Annotated in this window: 19 protein-coding genes; 4 read left to right on the top strand and 15 right to left on the bottom strand. The window is 69.5% G+C overall.

Features of this window, described 5'->3' with window-relative positions; genetic code table 11:
• The first annotated feature begins 148 nt into the window (after nt 1-148).
• The gene (locus ACWGST_RS09855; RefSeq protein WP_452046480.1) at nt 149-1,000 is read left to right on the top strand and encodes an alpha/beta hydrolase; all 852 of its coding nucleotides are present in this window, start codon (nt 149-151) and stop codon (nt 998-1,000) included.
• A 43-nt stretch (nt 1,001-1,043) separates the two neighbouring features.
• On the opposite strand, the gene ACWGST_RS09850 is transcribed toward ACWGST_RS09855, so the two are convergent.
• From ACWGST_RS09850 to ACWGST_RS09820, 7 genes are all read right to left on the bottom strand, one after another.
• The gene (locus ACWGST_RS09850; RefSeq protein ID WP_452046479.1) at nt 1,044-1,274 is read right to left on the bottom strand and encodes a hypothetical protein; all 231 of its coding nucleotides are present in this window, start codon (nt 1,272-1,274) and stop codon (nt 1,044-1,046) included.
• Between the two features lie 2 nt (nt 1,275-1,276).
• Nucleotides 1,277-1,594 (bottom strand): ArsR/SmtB family transcription factor, encoded by a 318-nt coding sequence (locus ACWGST_RS09845; RefSeq protein WP_452046478.1) that lies wholly within the window; start codon nt 1,592-1,594, stop codon nt 1,277-1,279.
• Nucleotides 1,595-1,689: 95 nt separating this feature from the next.
• The gene (locus tag ACWGST_RS09840; RefSeq protein WP_452046477.1) at nt 1,690-3,537 is read right to left on the bottom strand and encodes a glycoside hydrolase family 2 protein; all 1,848 of its coding nucleotides are present in this window, start codon (nt 3,535-3,537) and stop codon (nt 1,690-1,692) included.
• Nucleotides 3,534-4,898 carry an MFS transporter gene (locus tag ACWGST_RS09835; RefSeq protein WP_452046476.1) on the bottom strand — a complete coding sequence of 455 codons (1,365 nt, stop codon included), beginning with the start codon at nt 4,896-4,898 and terminating at the stop codon, nt 3,534-3,536. The genes ACWGST_RS09840 and ACWGST_RS09835 overlap by 4 nt, the downstream gene beginning before the upstream one ends.
• A gap of 55 nt (nt 4,899-4,953) precedes the next feature.
• The gene (locus tag ACWGST_RS09830) at nt 4,954-6,411 is read right to left on the bottom strand and encodes a flotillin family protein (protein ID WP_452046475.1); all 1,458 of its coding nucleotides are present in this window, start codon (nt 6,409-6,411) and stop codon (nt 4,954-4,956) included.
• A gap of 114 nt (nt 6,412-6,525) precedes the next feature.
• Nucleotides 6,526-6,996, bottom strand: a complete 471-nt coding sequence (locus ACWGST_RS09825; RefSeq protein ID WP_452046474.1) for an NfeD family protein — start codon at nt 6,994-6,996, stop codon at nt 6,526-6,528.
• Nucleotides 6,997-7,051: 55 nt separating this feature from the next.
• Nucleotides 7,052-7,732, bottom strand: a complete 681-nt coding sequence (locus tag ACWGST_RS09820) for a hypothetical protein (RefSeq protein ID WP_452046473.1) — start codon at nt 7,730-7,732, stop codon at nt 7,052-7,054.
• A 215-nt stretch (nt 7,733-7,947) separates the two neighbouring features.
• Between ACWGST_RS09820 and ACWGST_RS09815 the strand changes: the two genes are divergently transcribed.
• Nucleotides 7,948-9,765, top strand: coding sequence for a bifunctional 3'-5' exonuclease/DNA polymerase (locus ACWGST_RS09815; RefSeq protein WP_452046472.1), 1,818 nt, complete (start codon nt 7,948-7,950; stop codon nt 9,763-9,765).
• Here ACWGST_RS09815 and ACWGST_RS09810 read toward each other — a convergent pair.
• The gene (locus tag ACWGST_RS09810) at nt 9,744-10,436 is read right to left on the bottom strand and encodes a PadR family transcriptional regulator (protein ID WP_452046471.1); all 693 of its coding nucleotides are present in this window, start codon (nt 10,434-10,436) and stop codon (nt 9,744-9,746) included. The genes ACWGST_RS09815 and ACWGST_RS09810 overlap by 22 nt on opposite strands.
• A gap of 168 nt (nt 10,437-10,604) precedes the next feature.
• On the opposite strand from ACWGST_RS09810, the gene ACWGST_RS09805 reads away from it, so the two are divergent.
• On the top strand, nt 10,605-11,126 hold the full coding sequence (locus ACWGST_RS09805; RefSeq protein WP_452046470.1) for a DUF3145 domain-containing protein: 522 nt from the start codon (nt 10,605-10,607) through the stop codon (nt 11,124-11,126).
• Between the two features lie 152 nt (nt 11,127-11,278).
• Here the strand turns inward: ACWGST_RS09805 and ACWGST_RS09800 are convergent, their stop codons facing one another.
• The 6 genes from ACWGST_RS09800 to aceE all read right to left on the bottom strand — a co-directional run bounded on the left by ACWGST_RS09800 (nt 11,279) and on the right by aceE (nt 18,916).
• Nucleotides 11,279-12,514 (bottom strand): beta-ketoacyl-[acyl-carrier-protein] synthase family protein, encoded by a 1,236-nt coding sequence (locus ACWGST_RS09800; protein ID WP_452046469.1) that lies wholly within the window; start codon nt 12,512-12,514, stop codon nt 11,279-11,281.
• A gap of 80 nt (nt 12,515-12,594) precedes the next feature.
• Entirely contained in the window at nt 12,595-12,843 is a 249-nt protein-coding gene (locus ACWGST_RS09795) for an acyl carrier protein (protein WP_056008597.1), read from the bottom strand.
• A 65-nt stretch (nt 12,844-12,908) separates the two neighbouring features.
• A complete protein-coding gene (locus ACWGST_RS09790) occupies nt 12,909-13,913 on the bottom strand; it encodes a beta-ketoacyl-ACP synthase III (RefSeq protein ID WP_452046468.1) in 1,005 nt (334 codons plus the stop codon).
• 39 nt (nt 13,914-13,952) lie between these two features.
• The gene (locus ACWGST_RS09785; RefSeq protein WP_452046467.1) at nt 13,953-14,873 is read right to left on the bottom strand and encodes an ACP S-malonyltransferase; all 921 of its coding nucleotides are present in this window, start codon (nt 14,871-14,873) and stop codon (nt 13,953-13,955) included.
• Nucleotides 14,874-14,964: 91 nt separating this feature from the next.
• Nucleotides 14,965-16,179: a PucR family transcriptional regulator gene (locus ACWGST_RS09780; RefSeq protein ID WP_452046466.1), complete on the bottom strand. Its 1,215-nt coding sequence runs from the start codon at nt 16,177-16,179 to the stop codon at nt 14,965-14,967.
• 10 nt (nt 16,180-16,189) lie between these two features.
• Nucleotides 16,190-18,916 carry a pyruvate dehydrogenase (acetyl-transferring), homodimeric type gene (gene aceE, locus ACWGST_RS09775; RefSeq protein WP_452046465.1) on the bottom strand — a complete coding sequence of 909 codons (2,727 nt, stop codon included), beginning with the start codon at nt 18,914-18,916 and terminating at the stop codon, nt 16,190-16,192.
• A gap of 155 nt (nt 18,917-19,071) precedes the next feature.
• Here aceE and ACWGST_RS09770 point away from each other — a divergent pair, with 155 nt between their 5' ends.
• Nucleotides 19,072-19,545: a peroxiredoxin gene (locus ACWGST_RS09770; protein ID WP_452046464.1), complete on the top strand. Its 474-nt coding sequence runs from the start codon at nt 19,072-19,074 to the stop codon at nt 19,543-19,545.
• Nucleotides 19,546-19,552: 7 nt separating this feature from the next.
• On the opposite strand, the gene ACWGST_RS09765 is transcribed toward ACWGST_RS09770, so the two are convergent.
• Complete coding sequence (locus ACWGST_RS09765; protein WP_452046463.1) at nt 19,553-20,254, bottom strand: hypothetical protein; 702 nt, start codon at nt 20,252-20,254, stop codon at nt 19,553-19,555.
• Nucleotides 20,255-20,281: the final 27 nt, after the last annotated feature.

Raw genomic sequence — 20,281 nt, 5'->3', positions numbered from 1 at the left:
CGACTGCCCGTCGCATTCGTTCGTCGCGCCCGTCGCCGCCACTGGGCTGGCCGACTGGCGATCGTCGCGCCGCTCTTGTGCTGAGGCCTGTAAGTGAGGAAGCTTCGAACACCACCGACCCGTTCACCCGATCGAAGCAGGAGGCATCATGCCGCAGACACTGACGGAATGGGAGCGCGCCGAGGTCGCGCGTGCGAACGAGAGCGGGAGGACGCCCGTGGTGTTCGTGCACGGGCTCTGGCTGTTGTCGAGCAGTTGGCAGCCGTGGCGGGATTTCTTCGAGGAGAACGGCTACGTCACCCTGGCGCCGGGATGGCCCGATGACCCGGCGACCGTGCTGGAGGCGCGCGATCACCCCGAGGCGTTCGCCCGCAAGATGGTGCAGCAGGTCACCGATCACTATCTCGAGGCGATCTCGGCGCTCGATCACGCTCCGGTCGTGATCGGGCACTCGTTCGGCGGGTTGATCGCCCAGAAGATCGCCGGAACCGGAGCGGCCTCGGCGACGGTGTCGATCGACAATGCCCCGTTCAAGGGAGTGCTGCCACTGCCGGCGTCGGCGCTGAAGTCGGCGGCACCGGTGTTGACGAATCCTGCGAACGCGGGCCGCGGAGTGCTGCTGACGTGGGAGCAGTACCGCTACGGCTGGGCCAACAACCTGAGTGAAGAAGAGGGGCGTCGACTGTACGAGACGCTGCATGTCCCGGCCGCAGGGGTCGCGCTGTTCCAGGCGGCGTTCGCGAACTTCAACCCGTTCGGCGGTGAGACGCAGGTCGACACGAAGAACCCCGATCGAGGGCCGCTGCTCATCATCGGCGGCGAGAACGATCACACGGTGCCACCGGCGATCACGAACGCGAGCTACAAGATCCAGGCGAAGAATCCCGGCGTCACCGAGCTCGTCACGATCCCGGGGCGCGGCCATTCGCTCACGATCGACTCGGGCTGGCGAGAGGTCGCCGACGAGGCGCTCGCATTCGTGCAGCGGTACGCACCCTGACCACCGGCGCTCTGCACACCGAGCGCGCTTCGGCCGCCTCGCGTCACTCGGGAATGTCTTTGAGCGTCTTCTCGACGGCTCCGAGGCGCTCGTCGATGGTGTCGAGCTTGGCGAGCAGCTTCTCGTTGATCGCCGTGCTCTGCTCGATGGCCTTCGTCAGCTCGGGGTTCTTGTTGCCGAATCGGCCGGCGACCACGGTGATGCCCCACACGATGACTCCGGCGATGGCGATCCAAGCGAACCAGGGGATGTAGGCCCAGGCGGGGGTGTCCATGTTCAGTGCTCCGTCTCGTGGTCGTTCGCTACGGCCGCGGCGATCGCCGTGGCATCGATCGTGATGGTGAACGGCACGAGCTCGAAGAGCTTGAGCGCCTTTCCGCCATCGGACATCTCGAGATGGCCGGCGACGAAGCCGGCCTCCTCGAGTCTGGTGAGGTGCATGTACAGCAGTGCCCGACTCATGCCGAGGCGGCGCGCGAGTTCGCTCACGTGGAGCGACTGCGCGTGCAGCACGGCGATGATGCGCAAGCGCTGCGGGCTGGCGATCGCCGCCAGCCTCGCACTCAGCGCCTCGGAGTTCGTCTCCGAATTCATTGCAACACCTTGCACATGTCAGAATTCTATTACACATGTTACAGACTGACGAATCAAGTCGGGCGGATGTCGCAGCGAACCTCTGCCGAGTGCGCTCAGTCGTCGGTGCGGAATCTCAACCGTTCGGTCACCGACCGAACGACGGCGACGGGCATCTTCACGACGCGGCGGTCGTAGCTCAGCAGACCGTTGCTCTCGTCCTCGACGTCACTGAGCTGGGTGTACACGACGGCGGCGAGGCCGCGGGGGAGCGTCGGGATGATCTCCTCCTCGTGCAGTCGCACGAAGGCGGCAGCGAGGCCGTCGCGGTCGGCGAACCGCTGGTAGCCGAACTCGCGCGGCGTCACGCTGTGCTCGGGCAGGCGCTGGCTGTATCCGCCGTACTCCGAGACGACGAGCGCTCGATGGGCCGTCGCCGGTCGGCGTCGCGGCACCCTGAACCGACGGAAGTACACGTGCAGGCTCGTCAGGTCGCCGGCACCCTGATCGTGCCATCCGCTCGCGTGGTCGATGCTCCGACTCGGGTCGAGGAGCCGCAGCTCCGCCGTGACCTCGACGGCGTCGAACTGCCCCCAGCCCTCATTGAACGGCACCCAGACCGCGATGCTGACGACGCTGTGCAGGTGCTCGACCATGTCCCGCAGCTCCTGGCGCCAGTGCGCCCGCGCCGAGGGGTCCGTTCGCCGGAACGCCCGGTAGCGGCGGTCGTCGAGTCGCAGCGGTGTCAGCACGGGAGCCGTGATCACGACCGGGTCGTAGCGACCGCCGCCGTTCACCGCGTCCTGCCACACGAGCATGCCGAGCCGGTCGGCATGGTGATACCAGCGCAGCGGTTCGACCTTGATGTGCTTGCGCAGCATCGTGAAGCCGAGCTCCTTCATCGAGCTGATGTCGTATAGCATCGCCGCATCCGACGGCGGTGTGTACAGCCCGTCGCTCCAGTAGCCCTGATCGAGCACGCCGGCGTGGAAGTACGGCTCGCCGTTCAGCAGCAGACGTGGGAACCCGGCGGCATCGGGACCGACGCCGAAGCTCCGGAGCCCCGCATAGCTCACGACGCGGTCGTCGCCGTACTCGACCACGACGTCGTAGAGGAACGGGTGCTCGGGCGACCACGGCTTCGGTTCGGCGACCATGAGCACGAGCGGATGCCCCGGTGCCGATCGCCCTTCGCCCACGGGCACGCCATCGGCGGAGACTCGTACGGTCGCGAGCTGCTCGATCGCCGCCCCACCGGCGTGCACGGTGACGGTCAGCTCGCCGCTCGCCGGGTCTGCCGCGTACTCGAGACGCGCAATCCACGCGGCGGGCACCGCCTCGATCCAGACGGTCTGCCAGATGCCCGACTGCGCGGTGTACCAGATCCCGCCGCGATCGAGCTTCTGCTTGCCGCGGGAGTACTCCGCGGTGTCGCTCGGATCGGTGACGCGAACGACCAGCTCATGCTCTGCGCCCGGCCCCGATTCGCCGACGGCGTCGGTGATGTCGATCGTGAACGGCAGGTAGCCGCCGACGTGCCCGCCGACGACGATGCCGTTCACCTCGACGGTGCAGCGCTGATCGACGGCACCGAAGTGCAGCAGGATGCGCCCGCCGACGGGAGCGAATCCCTCGTCGAGGTGGAAGGTGCGGCGGTAGTGCAGCGTCTCGTCGGGCTGCAGCTGCCTGCCGACTCCGGAGAGCACCGACTCGGGGGAGAACGGCACGACGATCTCGCCGTCGTACCCGTCGTACCCCTTGGAACCGTCGACGGCGCCGGGCGCCTCGCCATCTGGCGTGATCGCGTACCGCCAGACGCCGTTGAGGTTCAGATACGATTCGCGAGCGAGCTGCGGCCGGGGATATTCGGGAAGCGGGTGCTCGCGATCGAGCTGTTCGCCCCACTCCGTGAGGAGCGCCGACGGCAACGGTCGGCCGGCGCGGCTGATGCCGGTGCGGCTCATGCCTGCGCTGCCGCTGCGGGTTGCTCGTGCTGCGCCGACCGCTCACGCCGCTCACGGCGCAGGAGCGCGATCGTCGGCACGACGACGAGCACCGCGACCACCGCTGCGCCGATGAAGATGCCGGCCGTCGGCACCTGCTTCACGACGCCGAGCTCGGCGTACGTCTCGCCGGCGCCGCTGATGATCGCCGCGCCGATGAACGGGCCGATGACCATCGGGATCAGGATCGCGAAGATCATGCGGAGTCCCTGCACCGACCCCGCGCGGTCGCGCGGGGTGGCGTCACGGGAAGCAGCCCCGACCGCCGCCACGACGAGCATGAACCCGCTCATCATCGCGAGCCCCGCGATGATGACCCACGTGATGTCGCGCACGAACGCCATGAGCAGGAGGCCGACGAGGTAGATCGCGAGGGCGGGGAGTATCGACCGCACCTTGCCCACTCGATCGATGAACCGCCCGCCGACGATGCTCACGACCGACGCGCCGAGGAGCACGACGCCCAGCACGAGCGCATACCCGTCGATGCGCAGGGTTCGCTGCAGGTAGATGATCAGGTACGGCAGGAAGACCTGCGTCGAGATGCCGAAGACCGCCCAGGCCCCGAACGTGAGGTAGAGCGTCGGGTTCGCGCGGATCGTCGACGGCCGCAGGCCGAACGCGATCGAGCGCCAGACGCCGTCGCCCTGCCGCTGCGGTGCGGTCGAATCGCGCATCAGGAACCAGGAGATCACGCCCACGATCACGATCGCAACGCCGATCGTGAAGAAGAAGGCGCGCCATTCGCCCGCCCTGGTCAGGCCGTCGAGCACCCCGAACACGAGCAGCATCGAGATGAGCGGCAGCGCCGCGAGCACCGCTTCGACGCGGCCGCGGTTCGTGGTGTCGGTCACGTCGGTCACCCAGGCGTTGAACGCGGCGTCGTTGGCGCCCGAGCCGAGCACGCTCATGAGGCAGTCGAGCACGATGACGGTGAGCACGGCGAGGGCGACTGCACCGGCGACGGATGCCGCGCCGGCGAGCCCATCGACCGTGACGAGTCCGAACGCCGCGGTCGACAGGCCCCACAGCACGTACCCGCCGGCGACGAAGATGCGGCGACGACCCACGCGGTCGCTCCATGCGCCCACGAGGAGCGTGGCGATGGTGGCCGACGCGGCGCTCGCGGCCACCATCACCGCGAGCACCGCCGGATCATCGGTGATCGTGTCGTACACGAACACGTTGAGGTACATGTTCTCGACGGTCCACGCGATCTGGCCGACGAGGCCGACGAGCGCGAGCACCGCCCAGCGCCGCGGGCCGAGCCGGCTTGCACGGCCCGCCGGGGGCGTGCTTGGATTCGTGGACGTCGTCGTCACGGGTGCTTCCTCTCCGCCGACAGCTCGGCGCTTCGGTCTGACGGGAGTCGGTGCGTCACTCCGCAGCGTTGTCGGTCGCCTTCACGAGCTGGCCGCCCGCGAGTCCGGCGAGGATCGAGCCGACATCGAGCCCGGTCAGCGATTTCACGACCTCGGTGCCCTCGCCGAGCACCTGGCCGACGGTCTTCGTGATCGCGCTCGCGCCGTCGGTCGACACGACGGTGAGGGTCTTGATGTTCGAGATGGGCTCCGCCGCAGCGCGCACGATCTCGGGCAGACGCGAGATGATCTCTTGCGCGAGCGCGGCCTCGCCGTACTTCTTCAGCGCCATAGCCTTGGCATCGGTCGCGGCGGCCTCGGCGAGACCCTCGGCCTGGATCGCCGAGGCGCGGGCGTCACCGTCGGCACGGATACCGGCGGCGAGCGCCACCTGGCGGTCGCGCTCGGCCTCACCGGCGAAGCGCACCGATGTGGCGGATGCCTCGGCGTCTTGCACCGCGGCGACCTTGTTGGCCTCGGCGATCTTGGTGCGCTTGTAGGCCTCGGCCTCGGTGCTCGCGTTCGCGGCGTCGCGGAGTGCCGTGGCGCGCTGCACCTCGGCGTAGGCCTCTGCCTCGGCGGGCTTGCGGATCTCGATGTCGAGACGCTCCTGCGTCACGAGCGCCTGCTCCGAGAGCGCGTCGCGCTCCTGCACGGCGACGAGTTTGTCTTGCTCGGCCTTCGCCAGCTGGCCGGATGCCTCGGCCTCGGCGTTGGCCCGATCGGTCTCGGCCTTGATGGTGGCCTGCTTCAGGCTCAGCGCCTTCTGCCGCTCGGCGACCTGCTCGGCGGCCTCGATTCGCGCGAACTCGCTGACCCTGGCGGCCTCGGCCTCGCTCACCTCGGCGACCTGGCGGGCGCGGGCGGCCTCGGCGCGGCCGAGGTTCGCCAGGTACTCGCTGCCGGGCGTCGAGATGTCGGAGATGTTCAGCAGGTCGACCTGCAGGCCCTGCTCGACGAGGTCGGTCTTGGTCTCGGAGACGACGCGGTCGGAGAGGCTCTTGCGGTCGGAGATGATCTGCTCGATCGTCATGTCGCCCACGATGGAGCGCAGCGAGCCCTCGAGGGACTCCTTGATGATCTCGGTGAGCAGCTCCTGCTGAGAGAGGAATCGCTGCGCCGCCCGGCGCACGCCGTCTTCGGTGCCGCTGACCTTGAAGTTGATCGAGGCCTTGATCGCGATCTTGATGCGATTCTTGTCGACGCCCTCGACGGTGATGCCGATCTGACGCTGCTCGAGCGAGATCGCGAAACCCTGCTGCAGGATCGGCCAGACGAAGGTGCGGCCGCCGATGACGACGCGCTGCCCCGACGACTGCTCGGGCGCGGTGCGGCCGGCCCCGCGACCGACGATGACGAGCGCCTCGTTCGGCGGCACACGGCGGATGCGCCGGGCGATGAACGTGAGGAGTGCGAGCAGCGCGACGACGATCGCGAGTACGGAGAGGACCTGGATCAGCAGAGGGGAGAGCATCGGGTTCCTTTCGGGAGGAATCGCGGGGCGGGTGCGGGGCGGAACGGAGTGGTGCGAGAGAGAGCAGGGCTGCGGGCGGAACGGGCGGTGCGGGGGAGCGGAGCTGCCGGCGGTTCAGCCGGCGACGACCTTCACCCGACTGCCGGCGTGCTCGACGACGCGCACGCGAGCGCCCTCGGCGATCGGATCGTCGGAGTATGCGAGCCGTCGCTCGATCTCGCCGGGGCCGTCGAGGCTGACCTCGCCGCCGGAGGCGGTGACATCCGATCGTGCGACCCCTGAGAGCCCGATGGCGGAGGCGGGCGCCCCGTCGGAGCTTCGGGTGAGATTGCGGATCACGAGCACGCACAGCACGTAGGCGACCGCGGCGAGCACGATCGACAGCACGTAGACCCAGACGAGCTCGAGACCCATGCTCGCCACGAGCGCCCCCGATGCGCCGAAGACGACCATGCCGACCGAGAGCGCGGTGCCCGAGAGAGCGCCGTCGCCGATCTCGAAGTGGTCGAAGATGTCGCCCAGCACGAGGGAGATGAGGAGGAGCACGAGGCCGACGCCTCCGACGATGAGGAACGGAAGGAGCATCGACTGCCTCTCTGCGCGCGCGAGTACCCGGGCGGGGAGGGGTGCTCGGGTGGACTCACCCTATCGGGCTGAGCGGCTGCTGCACGAGCAGCGCATCGACCGCATCGTCGCCGCGGATCTCGCGCATCATGGTGACGACCTCGTCGACGACGGCGACCGTGAGCGCCCGGCAGACGATGCTGTGCGGGCCGAGGGCATCGAGGCCGCCGGCCCTGATGCGGATCACCTGCCAACCGACCTCGCGCAGCGCCTCGTCCTTCTCGTGATCCGACCCTGCCTTCAGGCCCCGGTGGGCTCGCCGCGAGCGGCCCGGATCGTCGTACTCGACCGCGATGCGCAACTGCGGCACGAGGATGTCGGGCCACACCTCCTGCCGGCCGTAGAACATGCGCCCGATGCGCACGGCGTTGACGCGGTGGTGCAGCCGGATTCGTTCGCCGAGCAACACGCGCAGCCGCTGCTCGGTCTGCGAGGTGCCGACCCGCAGTCCGGGCTTCATGAACGCGACGCCGGCCTCGCGACGGGCACCGGGCGCCGCGGCGTTCGCCCGGCACTTCGCACAGCTCGGCCCGGTGAGCACCTCGCCGATCGTCGCCGGGTAACGATCATGACCGCGTGTGCAGCGCCACTCGTAGCTCGCGCCGATGCGGGTCTCACGGGCGAGCTCGGCGCGTTGCGGCGGGGCCACACGGCCGAGCAGTTCGGCCCGCGAGCGCTGCGTCTCGTGCAGCAGCATGCAGAGCGGACACACCCGCGAAAGGGACACGGAACCCGCCACGCCGGCCTCGGCGCCGTGACCGCATCGAAAGCTCACCGCGACCACGGGCTGCGCCTCATCTCGTCCATGTCGACGATCCTCGTCGCCGCCACCGACATCGCACCCCGACCGGTATCGCACCACCGCCGACATCGCCGACGTCCGATGTCGGCGGCACCCGCGACAATGGATGCATGCGGATCGTGGTCGGTGCGGCCGGGGCCGGCCGGGTCGGTCTCGTCGACCCCTCGATCTCGACCGAACCGTTCGAGATCGTCACGATGCAGCAGTTTCCCGAGCGTGTGCGCGCCCTCGAGTCACGGCGCCCCCGTTGGGTCTGGGCCGACACCCGGCGCTGGTACCCCCGCCTCCTCACCGAGGGCGTTCGCGTCGAGCGATGTCACGACCTCGTGCTCGCCGCGGCGATCCTCGATCATTCGACCGCCACGGCGGCCGCCCGCGACGCCGCGGCACGCGATGGCCTGCATGGCGAGGGCGGGGGTTCACGACCCGAGTGGCTCTCCGCCGGGCCGGCCGAAGCCGGGCTGCCGGGCGTCGCCGTGCCCGCGGCATCCAATGCGCATTCGCCGCTGTTCGACTTCGACGACTTCGACGGCGAAGCGGATGCCTCGGGGCCGGTCGTGGCCGAGGGCCCACGCGACGTGCTCGGGGTGTCGGTCGACGCCGTGCTCGCCGAGCACGAGCGGCAGCTCGCCCTCGTCGCGGCGTCGGAGCGGCCCGGCGCGCTCCGGCTGCTGCTCGCGGCGGAATCGGCGGGCGCGCTGATCGGCGCCGAACTGCACGCCGCCGGGCTGCCCTGGCATCGCGGGGTGCACGAGGCCGTGCTCGAGGCCGAGCTCGGCCCGAAGCCGGCGCCCGGCCGAAAGCCCGCGCGCATGGAGGAACTCGCCGTGCAGGTGCGTGCGCTGCTCGACGCCCCGACCGCGAACCTCGATTCCCAGGTCGAACTGCTCAAGGCGCTGCGCCGCGCCGGCATCCAGGTCGAGTCCACGAGCAGGTGGCAGCTGCGCGAACACGAGCACCCCGCGATCGAACCCCTGATCGCCTACAAGAAGCTCGCCCGACTGCTCAGTGCGAACGCGTGGTCGTGGCTCGACGAGTGGATCGTCGACGGCAGGTTCCGGCCCGACTACGTGCCGGGCGGCACGGCCACCGGCCGCTGGGCGACGTCGGGCGGCGGTGCCCTGCAACTGCCCAAGAACGTGCGCAGCGCCGTCGTCGCCGACCCCGGCTGGTCGCTCGTCGTCGCCGACGCCGCCCAACTCGAACCTCGCGTGCTCGCGGGCCTCGCGCACGATCGGGCGATGGCCGAGGCCGGTCGCGGGCGCGACTTCTACAGCGGCATCGTGGGCGCCGGCGTCGTCGAGACCCGAGATCAGGCGAAGGTCGCCATCCTCGGTGCGATGTACGGCGCGACCACCGGTGAGAGCGGCCGGCTCGTGCCGCGACTCGCGCGCGCCTACCCGCGCGCGATGGCGCTCGTCGATCGGGCGGCCACCGAGGGCGAGCGCGGGGCGAGCGTGACCACCCTGCTCGGGCGGTCGTCGCCGCTGCCGGGCGGCGACTGGCGCGCGGCGCAATCGCTCGCCACCCAGCCCGAGGCCACCGCGGCAGACGAGCGCCGCGCCCGATCGCGCGCCCGCGACTGGGGGCGGTTCACCCGCAACTTCGTCGTGCAGGGTACGGCCGCCGAGTGGGCGCTCTGCTGGATGGCGGGCCTGCGCGCGAAGCTCGTCGTGATCGCCGCAGCATCACCAGAGCCCGCCGAGGCGGCACATCGTTCGGGCCGGGCGTTCGAGCGGGTGCCGCACCTCGTCTACTACCTGCACGACGAGATCATCGTGCACACGCCGGCCGAACTCGCCGAGCCGGTCGCCGCCGCTGTCGCCGACGCGGCGCACGAGGCCGGCCGACTGCTCTTCGGCGAGTTTCCCGTGGAGTTTCCGCTCGACCTCGCGGTCGTCGACAGCTACGCGTCGGCGGGAGCCTGAACGGCTTCCGCCGCACGCGCATCGGTGATCGTGACAGGTGACGTGGTCGTAGCGGCGATCGCGGCTGACGGGCGTCGCCCGCGCCGCGGGCGATCCGGGCGCGGTGCGAAGGCGAGTTCGTGCGCGGCCAGCTGGCGCTGCACCTCGTCGAGCCAGCGCAGTGCGGCGCCCGCACGTGCCGACTCCGCCGCGGCCGCGAGCGCGGCGAGCCGCGCCGCGGCCCCCGCGGCATCCCGTGCTGCACCTCGCGTCTGCGTCGCCGGCCCGGGTTCGTCGAGCGAGCGAGCGGATGCCTCGCGCTCCCGCTCCCGCCAGCGCAGGCGTTCGGCCGCGACGACCGAGCCCGCGTCGATGCCGGGCAACGACGCTGCCACGAGCACCCGATCGACGGTTTCGTCCCATGGGTCGCTGCCCGAGGCATCCATGCCCGCGAACCAGGCCGACGTCGCAGCGGAACCAGCCGTCGTCTCACGGTAGAGGGGCAGACCATCGTCGGTCGCGCCCGCCGACTCGACGAGCCCGTGCTTGCCGAGCCGCTCGAGCGTGGCGTAGCTCTGGCCGACGTTGACGGTGCGCCGACCTCCCGTGCGCTCAGCGAGGTCGCCGTGCAATTGGAACCCGTAGCCCGGTCCGGCCGAGAGCAGGGCGAGCAGTGCGTCGCGGACGGCCATTCGTACTCCGATCGAGGTCAACGTTTCACTGAGTATATGGTTTCAAACCTTGTCAATGCGCCTGATGCGGGGCATAATCGGCGATGACGGCTCGCTCGTCGACAACCGAATACCGTCATCATTCCGTGAGGTCGTTGGGGAAGACGCACCTCGAGAACGGAGTAAGAGATGACGAAGAATGCCACGCGGGCAGTGCGCGCCGCGCGAGGCGTGCTGTTCGTGCACTCCTCGCCGAAGGCGCTGTGCCCGCATGTCGAGTGGGCGGCCGGCGGTGCGCTCGGCGCAGCCGTGAACTTCGACTGGAGCGAGCAGCCGGTGCTTCGCGGTGCCATGCGCGCGGAATTCTACTGGGAGGGTGAAGCCGGCAGCGGCGCGAAGCTCGCCTCGGCGCTGCGCGGCTGGGAGCAGTTGCGCTTCGAGGTCAGCGAAGACCCGACGCCCGGCTCCGACGGCGCCAGGTGGATGCACACGCCCGAACTCGGGGTCTTCTTCGCCCAGACCGATACCGCCGGCAACACCGTCGTGCCCGAAGACCGCATCCGATACGCGATGGCCGTCGGCGGCACCGACCCCATCGAGCTGCACCGCGAACTGCGCCTCGCCCTCGGGCAGGCGTGGGACGACGAACTCGAACCGTTCCGTCACGCGAGCGACTTCGCCCCGGTCGTCTGGTTGCACCAGGTGGGCTGAGCGAACCTCGGTCCGCCGGCGGCGTGACGCGAAGTCGGATGACACTTCCCGGCGGCGCATGAGCGAAACCCTCGGACCGTGCACGAGAAGACCCCGGCGCAGGGACTGCGACCGGGGTCTTCTCATGCGGGCCGGGAGCGGCCTGGCCCCGCCTACGGCGTGCGGATCGCGACGACGGCGTTGTGGCCGCCGAAGCCGAAGGAGTTGCTGATCGCGAGCTGAGGCCCGTCGCCGAGCGGCTGCGGCTCGCCCGAGACGAGCAGCGGGATCTCGGGATCCTGCGTGCTGAGGTTGATCGTCGGCGGTGCCAGGCGGTGCTGGAGCGCGAGGATCGTGAACACCGCTTCGAGCGCGCCCGTGCCGCCGAGCAGGTGTCCGGTCGATGCCTTGGTCGCCGAGACGGGGATCTCGTGCACGCGGTCGCCGAACACGCTTCGCAGCGCCGTGTACTCGGCGATGTCGCCGACGGGCGTGCTCGTCGCGTGCGCGTTGATGTGCGTCACGTCGTCGACCGCGGCACCCGCGTGGGCGAGTGCGTCGAGCACGGCCCGGCTCGCGCCGCGGCCCTCGGGGTCGTTGGCCGTGATGTGGTACGAGTCGGCGCTCACGGCGCCGCCTGCGAGTTCGGCGTAGATGCGGGCACCGCGTGCGAGCGCGTGCTCCTCGGTCTCGAGTACGAGGCTCGCCGCACCCTCGCCCATGACGAAGCCGTCGCGGTCGACGCTGTACGGGCGCGAGGCGTGCTCGGGGTCGTCGTTGCGGCGCGAGAGCGCCTGCATCGACGAGAACGACGCGAGCGTGATCGGGTGGATCGCCGACTCGGAGCCGCCGGCGATGACGACGTCGGCCAGACCCTGCTGCAGGTGCTCGTAGCCGTTGGCGAGCGACTCGGTGCTCGATGCGCAGGCCGACGCGACCGTGCGTGCGAACGCGCGCGCCTCGAAGTGCATCGAGATCGCCGCGGAGGCTGCGTTCGGCATGAGCATCGGCACGGTCATCGGCAGCACCCGACGCGGGCCGCGCTCGCGCAGCGTGTCCCAGGCGTCGAGCAGGGTCCAGATGCCGCCGATGCCGGTCGCGTAGTCGACGCCGAGGCGTTCGGGAGCGACCTCGGGGGCACCGGCGTCGGCCCACGCCTCTTTCGCCGAGATCAGGGCGAACTGGCTCGACGGGTCGAGTCGCTTCGCGACAGGCCGCTCGAGCACCGCTTCGGGCCGCACCTTCGCCTCGGCGGCGAAGGTGACGGGCAGCTCGTACTCGGCGACCCAGTCGTGCTCGAGCGTGTGCGTGCCGGACTCGCCGGCGAGCAGGGCGTTCCAGCTCTCAGGTGCGGTGCCGCCGAGCGGCGAGGTCGCACCGATGCCGGTGATGACGATCTTCTTGGTCATTCGAGAAACACTCCGATGGAGGGATTGGTCGCACTGATCGAGCGGGCCGGGCGTTGGCGCCGGCCCGCTCCACGCAGCTGCTAGGCCTGGGCCTTGACGATGAAGGTGACGGCGTCGCCGACGGTCTTCAGGTTCTTGACCTCTTCGTCGGGGATCTTCACGTCGAACTTCTCTTCGGCGTTGACGACGATCGTCATCATCGAGATGGAGTCGATGTCGAGGTCGTCGGTGAACGACTTGTCCAGCTCAACCGTGTCGGTCGCAATGCCGGTCTCGTCGTTGATGAGCTCGGCCAGGCCGGCAAGCACTTCTTCGGTGGACAATGCCATGGTTCTTCTCCTTGAGGGTGTCTCGTTTGACCGAGAGACAGTCTAGATGGACAGGGGGAGGTGGTTCAGGGCAGAACCACCACTTGGGCGCCGAACACGAGTCCGGCGCCGAAGCCGATCTGGAGGGCGAGGCCTCCGGAAAGTTCAGGGTGCTCTTCGAGCAGACGGTGCGTCGCGAGCGGGATCGAAGCGGCCGAGGTGTTGCCCGTCGTCGCGATGTCGCGGGCGATGACGACCGTCTCGGGCAACTTCAACTGTTTGGCGAACTCGTCGATGATGCGCATGTTCGCCTGGTGAGGGATGAACGCGGCGAGGTCGGCAGCAGTCACGCCCGCGGCATCCAGTGCCTGCTTCGCGACCTTCGCCATGTCCCACACGGCCCAGCGGAAGACCGTCTGGCCCTCTTGACGCAGGGTCGGCCACTCGGCAGTGCCGTCGCGGAATTCGGTGAGCGTGCCGTTCATGCCCACCGCGCCGGCCTTCGAGCCGTCGGAACCCCAGATGGTGCGCGCGATGCCGGGCGTGTCGCTCGGGCCGACGACGACGGCGCCGGCGCCGTCGCCGAGCAGGAACGAGATCGAGCGGTCGGTCGGGTCGACGACATCGGAGAGCTTCTCGGCGCCGACGACGAGAGCGTACGTCGCGGCCCCCGAACGGATGAGCGCGTCGGCCTGCGCGACCGCATAGGCGTAGCCGGCGCACGCCGCGTTCATGTCGTATGCCGCGGCAGGGTTGGCACCCACCCGATCGGCGACGACGGCCGCCATCGACGGCGTCTGCTGCACGTTCGAGATCGTCGCGATGATGACGAGGTCGATGAGCGCGGGGTCGAGCCCCGACCGTTCGATGGCCTCACGTGCGGCGTCGGTGGCGAGGTCGGTGGCCGAGACGTCGGCGCCCGCGCGCATGCGGGTCACGATGCCGGTGCGCTGCTGGATCCACTCGTCGGACGAATCGATCGGGCCGATCAGGTCGGCGTTGGGCACAGCGTTCTCGCCGCGAGCGGCGCCGACGGCGTAGATGCGGGTGAAGGCGGGCCCGTGCGACTGCTGGAGGGTGGGATTCGTCATGCTCGGCTTTCTCAACTCGTCTTCGTCTTCGTCGGCGGCTCAGGCGTGCTGCTCGATGAGCTCGATCGCCGCCGACAGGTCTTCGGGAGTCTTCACGGCGACCGTCGGCACGCCCTTCAGCGCGCGCTTCGCCAGGCCGACGAGGGCGCCGGCGGGAGCGAGTTCGATGATGCCGGTGACTCCTGCCGCCTGGAAGGACTCCATGCAGCGATCCCAGCGTACGGGCGATGAGACCTGGCCGACGAGCAGGTCGAGGAATGCGGCACCGGATGTCACGGGGCTGCCGTCGCGGTTCGTCCAGAGCGGGAGGGTCGGATCGGTCGGGGCGAGGCCCGCCGCGACCTCGGCGAGTCGGTCGACCGCCGGGCGCATGTATCGGGTGTGGAAGGCGCCGGCGACCTGGAGCGGGATGACCCGCGCCCCTGCAGGGGGCTCGGCCTTCAGCGCCTCGAGGGCGTCGAGCGCGCCGGCGACGACGATCTGGCCGCCGCCGTTGAAGTTGGCGGGTTCGAGACCGAGTTCGTCGAGTCGGGGGAGCAGCGCCGCTTCGTCGGCGCCGATGACGGCGCTCATGCCGCTCGGCACGAGTGCAGCGGCATCCGCCATGGCTCGGCCGCGCTCGGCGACGAAGCGCATCGCGTCGGTCTCGTTCAGCACGCCGGTGCCCGCCGCTGCGGTGATCTCACCGACCGAGTGGCCCGCGATGCCACCGATGCGGGCCGCACGGCCGTCGGCGAGGAGGGACCCGAGGGTCAGGATGCCGGCCGCGACGATGAGCGGCTGGGCGATCGCGGTGTCGCGGATCGTGTCGGCATCAGCCTCGGTGCCGAAGTGCGCGAGATCGAGCCCCGCGGCATCCGACAGCACCGACAGCTGTTCGGTGTAGGCCGACTCGGCGAGCCAGGGGGCGAGGAATCCGGGGGTCTGAGAGCCCTGTCCAGGGCAGACGACGACGATCACCACCCCAGTCTGCCAATGACGAGTCGGAGTCAGGTGTGCACACGCGACAAGCTCTCGATGAAAGCCTTGTACGAACGGTACAGAACCGAGGTCAGTTGGTCGGGCGGCGGCGGGGGGTCACGTCGTGATCGCTCATCGAGCCGATGATGAGCGCCGATTGCAGGATGAGCGCCTCGCGGGCGCCCGTCGCATCCCAGCCGATCACGTCGGAGACGCGCTTCAGCCGGTAACGCACGGTGTTCGGGTGCACGAAGAGCTCGCGCGCCGTCGCCTCGAGCGACCGGCCGTTGTCGAGGTAGCTCCAGAGCGTCGTGAGCAGCTCGGTCGAGTGCGCCTGCAGGGGGCGGTAGATGCGGTGCACGAGCGTCGCACGGGCGAGCGGGTCGCCCGCGAGCGCGCGCTCGGGCAGCAGGTCGTCGGCGTGCACCGGTCGTGGCGCGTGCCGCCACGACCGGGCGACGGCGAAGCCCGCGAGAGCCGCCTTCGCGCTCTTCGACGCGTCGACGAGGTTCGGCACCGCGTGCCCGAGCACGAGATGCCCCGGGCCGAAATGCGACTCGAGCTGCGAGGCGATCTCCATGAAGGTGAGCGCCGGAGCCGTGCCGATCGACTCGTCGGCCTCGCGGGCGAGCGGATCGGCACGGCCGATCACGAGCACCAGACGGTTGCCCTGCACGCCGATCAGGACATCGGCGTGCATGTGGCGGGCGGCCCGGCGCACATGGTCGACGTCGAGCTGCTTCGGTGCGGTGCCGACGAGCACCGACACCTCGCCGTGGCCGTGCCAGCCGAGCGCCGCGATGCGGCTCGGCAGTTCGTCGTCGGCCTCGCCCGAGAGGATCGAGTCGACGACGAGCGCCTCGAGGCGCGCGTCCCACAGGCCACGCGCCTCGGCGGCGCGGGCGTAGACGTCGGCGGCGGCGAAGGCGATCTCGCGCGAGTAGAGCAGGATCGCCTCACGGAGCGGCTCGCCGCCGTCTTTCACCCGGTCTTCGACGACCTCGACCGTCACCCTGATGAGCTGCAGTGTCTGCTGCAGGCTCACCGAGCGGAGCAGCTCGCGCGGGGCTGCGCCGAAGACGTCCGCCGCGATCCACGGCGTCGACCGCGGGTCGTCGAACCAGGCGACGAACGACGAGATGCCGGCCTGGGCGACGAGACCCACGGCGGAGCGGCGGCTCGGCGGCATGTCGCCGTACCACGGCAACGTGTCTTCGAGACGCTTGAGCGTCGCCGTCGCGAGTTCACCCGCGATGGTGCGCAACCATGCGAGCGTCTCCGCCTTCGTCTTGGGCCTCGTCGCCACGTCGTCGCCGTCAGCTCTCGCCGCCGGCCGATCCGGTGGTGCCGGCGTTCACGTCGTACAGGCGGTACTTCTCGATCGCCTGGCCGGCCAGTGAACGGTCGACCTCACCGCGGTCCGCGAGGAGCTCGAGCGTGCGGACGACGACCGACGGGCCGTCGATCTTGAAGAAGCGACGCGCAGCGGGCCGCGTGTCGGAGAACCCGAAGCCGTCGGCACCGAGCGTGGCGTAGTCGCCGGGCACGTAGGCGCGGATCTGGTCGGGCACCGCGTGCATGAAGTCGGAGACCGCGACGAACGGGCCGTTCGCCCCCGCCAGCTTCTGCGTGAGGTACGGCACCTGGCGCTCGGCGTCGGGGTTCAGGAAGTTGTGCTCGTCGGCGGCGAGGCCGTCGCGGCGCAGTTCCTCCCAGCTCGTGACCGACCACACGTCGGCCGAGACGCCCCAGTCCTCGGCGAGGAGCTGCTGCGCCTCGAGGATCCACGGCACCCCGACACCGGAGGCGAGCAGCTGAGCCTTGGGGCCCGGGGTGGTCGACTCGTGCAGACGGTGGATGCCGCGGACGATGCCGTCGACGTCGACCCCCTCGGGCTCGACCGGCTGCACGTTCGGCTCGTTGTAGACCGTGATGTAGTACATGACGTTCGGGTCGGGGTGGTTGCCGCCGTACATGCGCTCGAGACCCGAACGCACGATGTGCCCGATCTCGTAACCGTACGCGGGGTCGTACGAGACGACGGCCGGGTTCGTCGACGCGAGCAGCGGCGAGTGCCCGTCGGCGTGCTGGAGGCCTTCCCCCGTGAGGGTGGTGCGCCCGGCCGTCGCACCGATGATGAACCCGCGGGCCATCTGGTCGCCGGCCGCCCACATGGCGTCACCCGTGCGCTGGAAGCCGAACATCGAGTAGAAGACGTAGACCGGGATGAGCGGTTCGCCCTGCGTCGAGTACGAGGTGCCCACGTTCGTGAACGCGGCCATGGCGCCGGCTTCGTTGATGCCGACGTGCAGGATCTGGCCCTGCGGGCTCTCTTTGTAGGCGAGCAGCAGCTCACGGTCGACCGAGGTGTAGTGCTGACCGTTCGGGTTGTAGATCTTCGCGGTCGGGAAGAACGCGTCGATGCCGAAGGTGCGCGCCTCGTCGGGGATGATCGGCACGATGCGGTGGCCGAAGTCCTTCGAGCGGATGAGGTCTTTCAGCAGTCGCACGAACGCCATGGTCGTGGCGATCTCCTGCGTGCCGGAACCCTTCTTCGCGATCGCGTACGCCGAGTCGTCGGGCAGCGACACGGCCGTGTGCTTCGTGCGGCGCTCGGGCACGTACCCGCCGAGCTCTCGACGGCGTTCGTGCAGGTACTGGATCGCCTCGTCGTCCTGCCCGGGGTGGTAGTACGGCGGCAGGTACGGGTTCTCCTCGAGCTGCGCGTCGGAGATCGGGATGCGCATCTCGTCTCGGAAGCCCTTGAGGTTGTCGAGCGTCAGTTTCTTCATCTGGTGGGTCGCGTTGCGCCCCTCGAAGGACTTGCCGAGGCCGTAGCCCTTGATGGTCTTCGCGAGGATGACGGTCGGCTGACCCTTGTGCTCGGTCGCAGCCTTGAACGCGGCGTAGATCTTGCGGTAGTCGTGCCCACCGCGTTTGAGGCCCCAGACCTCGTCGTCGCTGAGGTGCGAGACGAGCTCGAGAGCGCGCGGGTCGCGGCCGAAGAAGTTCTCGCGCACGTAGGCGCCCGACTCGGCCTTGTAGGTCTGGTAGTCGCCGTCGGGCGTGACGTTCATGAGGTTGCGGAGTGCGCCGTCGTGGTCGCGGGCGAGCAGGTCGTCCCACTCGCGGCCCCAGACGACCTTGATGACGTTCCACCCGGCGCCGCGGAAGAAGCTCTCCAGCTCCTGGATGATCTTGCCGTTGCCGCGCACGGGGCCGTCGAGGCGCTGCAGGTTGCAGTTGATCACGAAGGTGAGGTTGTCGAGGCCCTCGTTCGCGGCGACCTGCAGCTGGCCGCGGCTCTCGACCTCGTCCATCTCGCCGTCGCCGAGGAACGCCCAGACCCGCTGATCGCTCGCATCCTTGATGCCGCGATTGGTCAGGTACCGGTTCGCCTGCGCCTGGTAGATCGCGTTGATCGGCCCGAGGCCCATCGAGACGGTGGGGAACTGCCAGAACTCGGGCATGAGGCGCGGGTGCGGGTAGCTGGAGAGCCCGTTGGGGAAGTGCGACTTCTCTTGGCGGAAGCCGTCGAGCTGGTCGGTGCTCAGACGCCCCTCGAGGAAGGCGCGAGCGTACATGCCGGGGGAGGCGTGGCCCTGGAAGAAGATCTGATCGCCGCCGCCGGGGTGGTCTTGACCGCGGAAGAAGTGGTTGAGCCCGACCTCGTAGAGCGACGCGGCGCCCGCATAGGTGGAGATGTGACCGCCGACGGCGATATCGGGTCGCTGCGCGCGGTGCACGAGCACCGCGGCGTTCCAACGCAGCCAGGCGCGGTATCGACGCTCGATGTCTTCGTCGCCGGGGAAGGCCGGCTCGTTCTCGGGGGCGATCGTGTTGAGGTAATCGGTCGTCGGAACCATCGGCACGCCGAGGTGCAGCTCCTTCGAACGCTTGAGAAGGCTCAGCATGATCTCTCGCGCACGCTGGTGTCCCTTCTCTGCGACGAGCGCATCAAGGGATTCGGCCCATTCGGAAGTCTCTTCCGGATCGGCGTCCATCGCCTCGACCGAGTAGGGATCCTGGTCGTTGACAGTCACACTCGACCTCTCTCTTCAGCAGATCGTGCCTGCGGGGTGTGGGATGTGCGCACGCCTGACGGGCCGGTTCGCGGCCGGGTGGCACCACGCCATCCTAACGAGTCTATGCCTGTCGGGCGGGGGTTAGGCTGGGGCCTCGGTTCGACCGATCTTCGATGGAAGGAAGCCCTCCTGTGATTCTCGCTCCCGGCAGCGCAGCGCCCGACTTCGAACTCGTGAACCAGTTCGGCCAACCCGTGAAGCTCTCGGATTTCCGCGGTCGAGCGGTCGCCCTCGTCTTCTTCCCGTTGGCCTTCTCGGGCATCTGTCACGGCGAACTCTGCGAGTTGCGTGACAACTTCGCCATCTTCGACGGGCCGGATGTCGCGTTGCTGGCGATCTCCGTCGACTCCAAGCACACCCTGCGCGCCTGGGCGGAGCGCGAGGGCTACGAATTCCCCTTGCTCTCGGACTTCTGGCCGCACGGGGCGGTCGCCGCGTCGTTCGGCGCCTTCGACGAGACCACCGGCCTCGCCGAGCGCGCGACCTTCGTGATCGACGCCGAGGGCGTCGTCGCCGCGAGCTTCGCGACCCCGCGCGGCGAGCCGCGGTCGCTCGACCAGTACCGTGAGGCGCTCGCCGCACTCTGAGCCGAGGTCAGGCGAGGATGTTGACCGAACGGGCGATCACGAGCGCGAGGATGACGAACCCGCCGAACGCCTGCAATGCCATGAGCAGTTTGAACCGCGGCGACAGCGGCATCGCATCGGTCGCACTGAAGGCCATCGAGTTCGAGAGCGCGGTGTAGAAGTAGTCGACGAACCGAGGCATCCAGTCGCGAACCGCCGATGACCGCGCGGCGACCTCGGCGACCGCGTCGTCGTCTTCGTCCTGCGGAAAACGGAAGTCGGCGGGCGGCAGCTCGTCGCGTGCCGCCATCGCACGGGTGACGGGGCCGCCCCGGTCGAGTTCCCAGTAGAGCAGCGTGAACCCGATGACGTTCACGACCCAGACCTGCACGGCGGCGAGGAGCAGTCCGTGCGCATCGTTCACGCCGTCGAGGGCGAGCGCGATCACGAGCAGCACGATCGTGGCCTGGTTGGCGAGCACCAGCCCGCCGGCGAGCACGATCGAGACCCACTTCGTGAAGGTCGATCGATGGGTGAGTCGGTGCGGGTTCGTGATCACGAGGGGCACGAGCAGTGCCACCCCGAAGATGACGACGATGAACCGCTCGGGCCCGAGGAACTCGTTCGGCAGCGCCGCATACAGGGTGAGTGCGACGGCGAGGGCGATGACGGACGGCCATCGATGTTCGGTCGGGGTGCTGCGACTCGGATGCTGCTGCATCGGCTCCATGGCCGTGAGTCTAGGCAGCCCGCGATA

It is taken from the genome of Agromyces sp. NPDC055520 (assembly GCF_053619715.1).
This window is presented reverse-complemented; position numbering and strand designations above follow the sequence as displayed.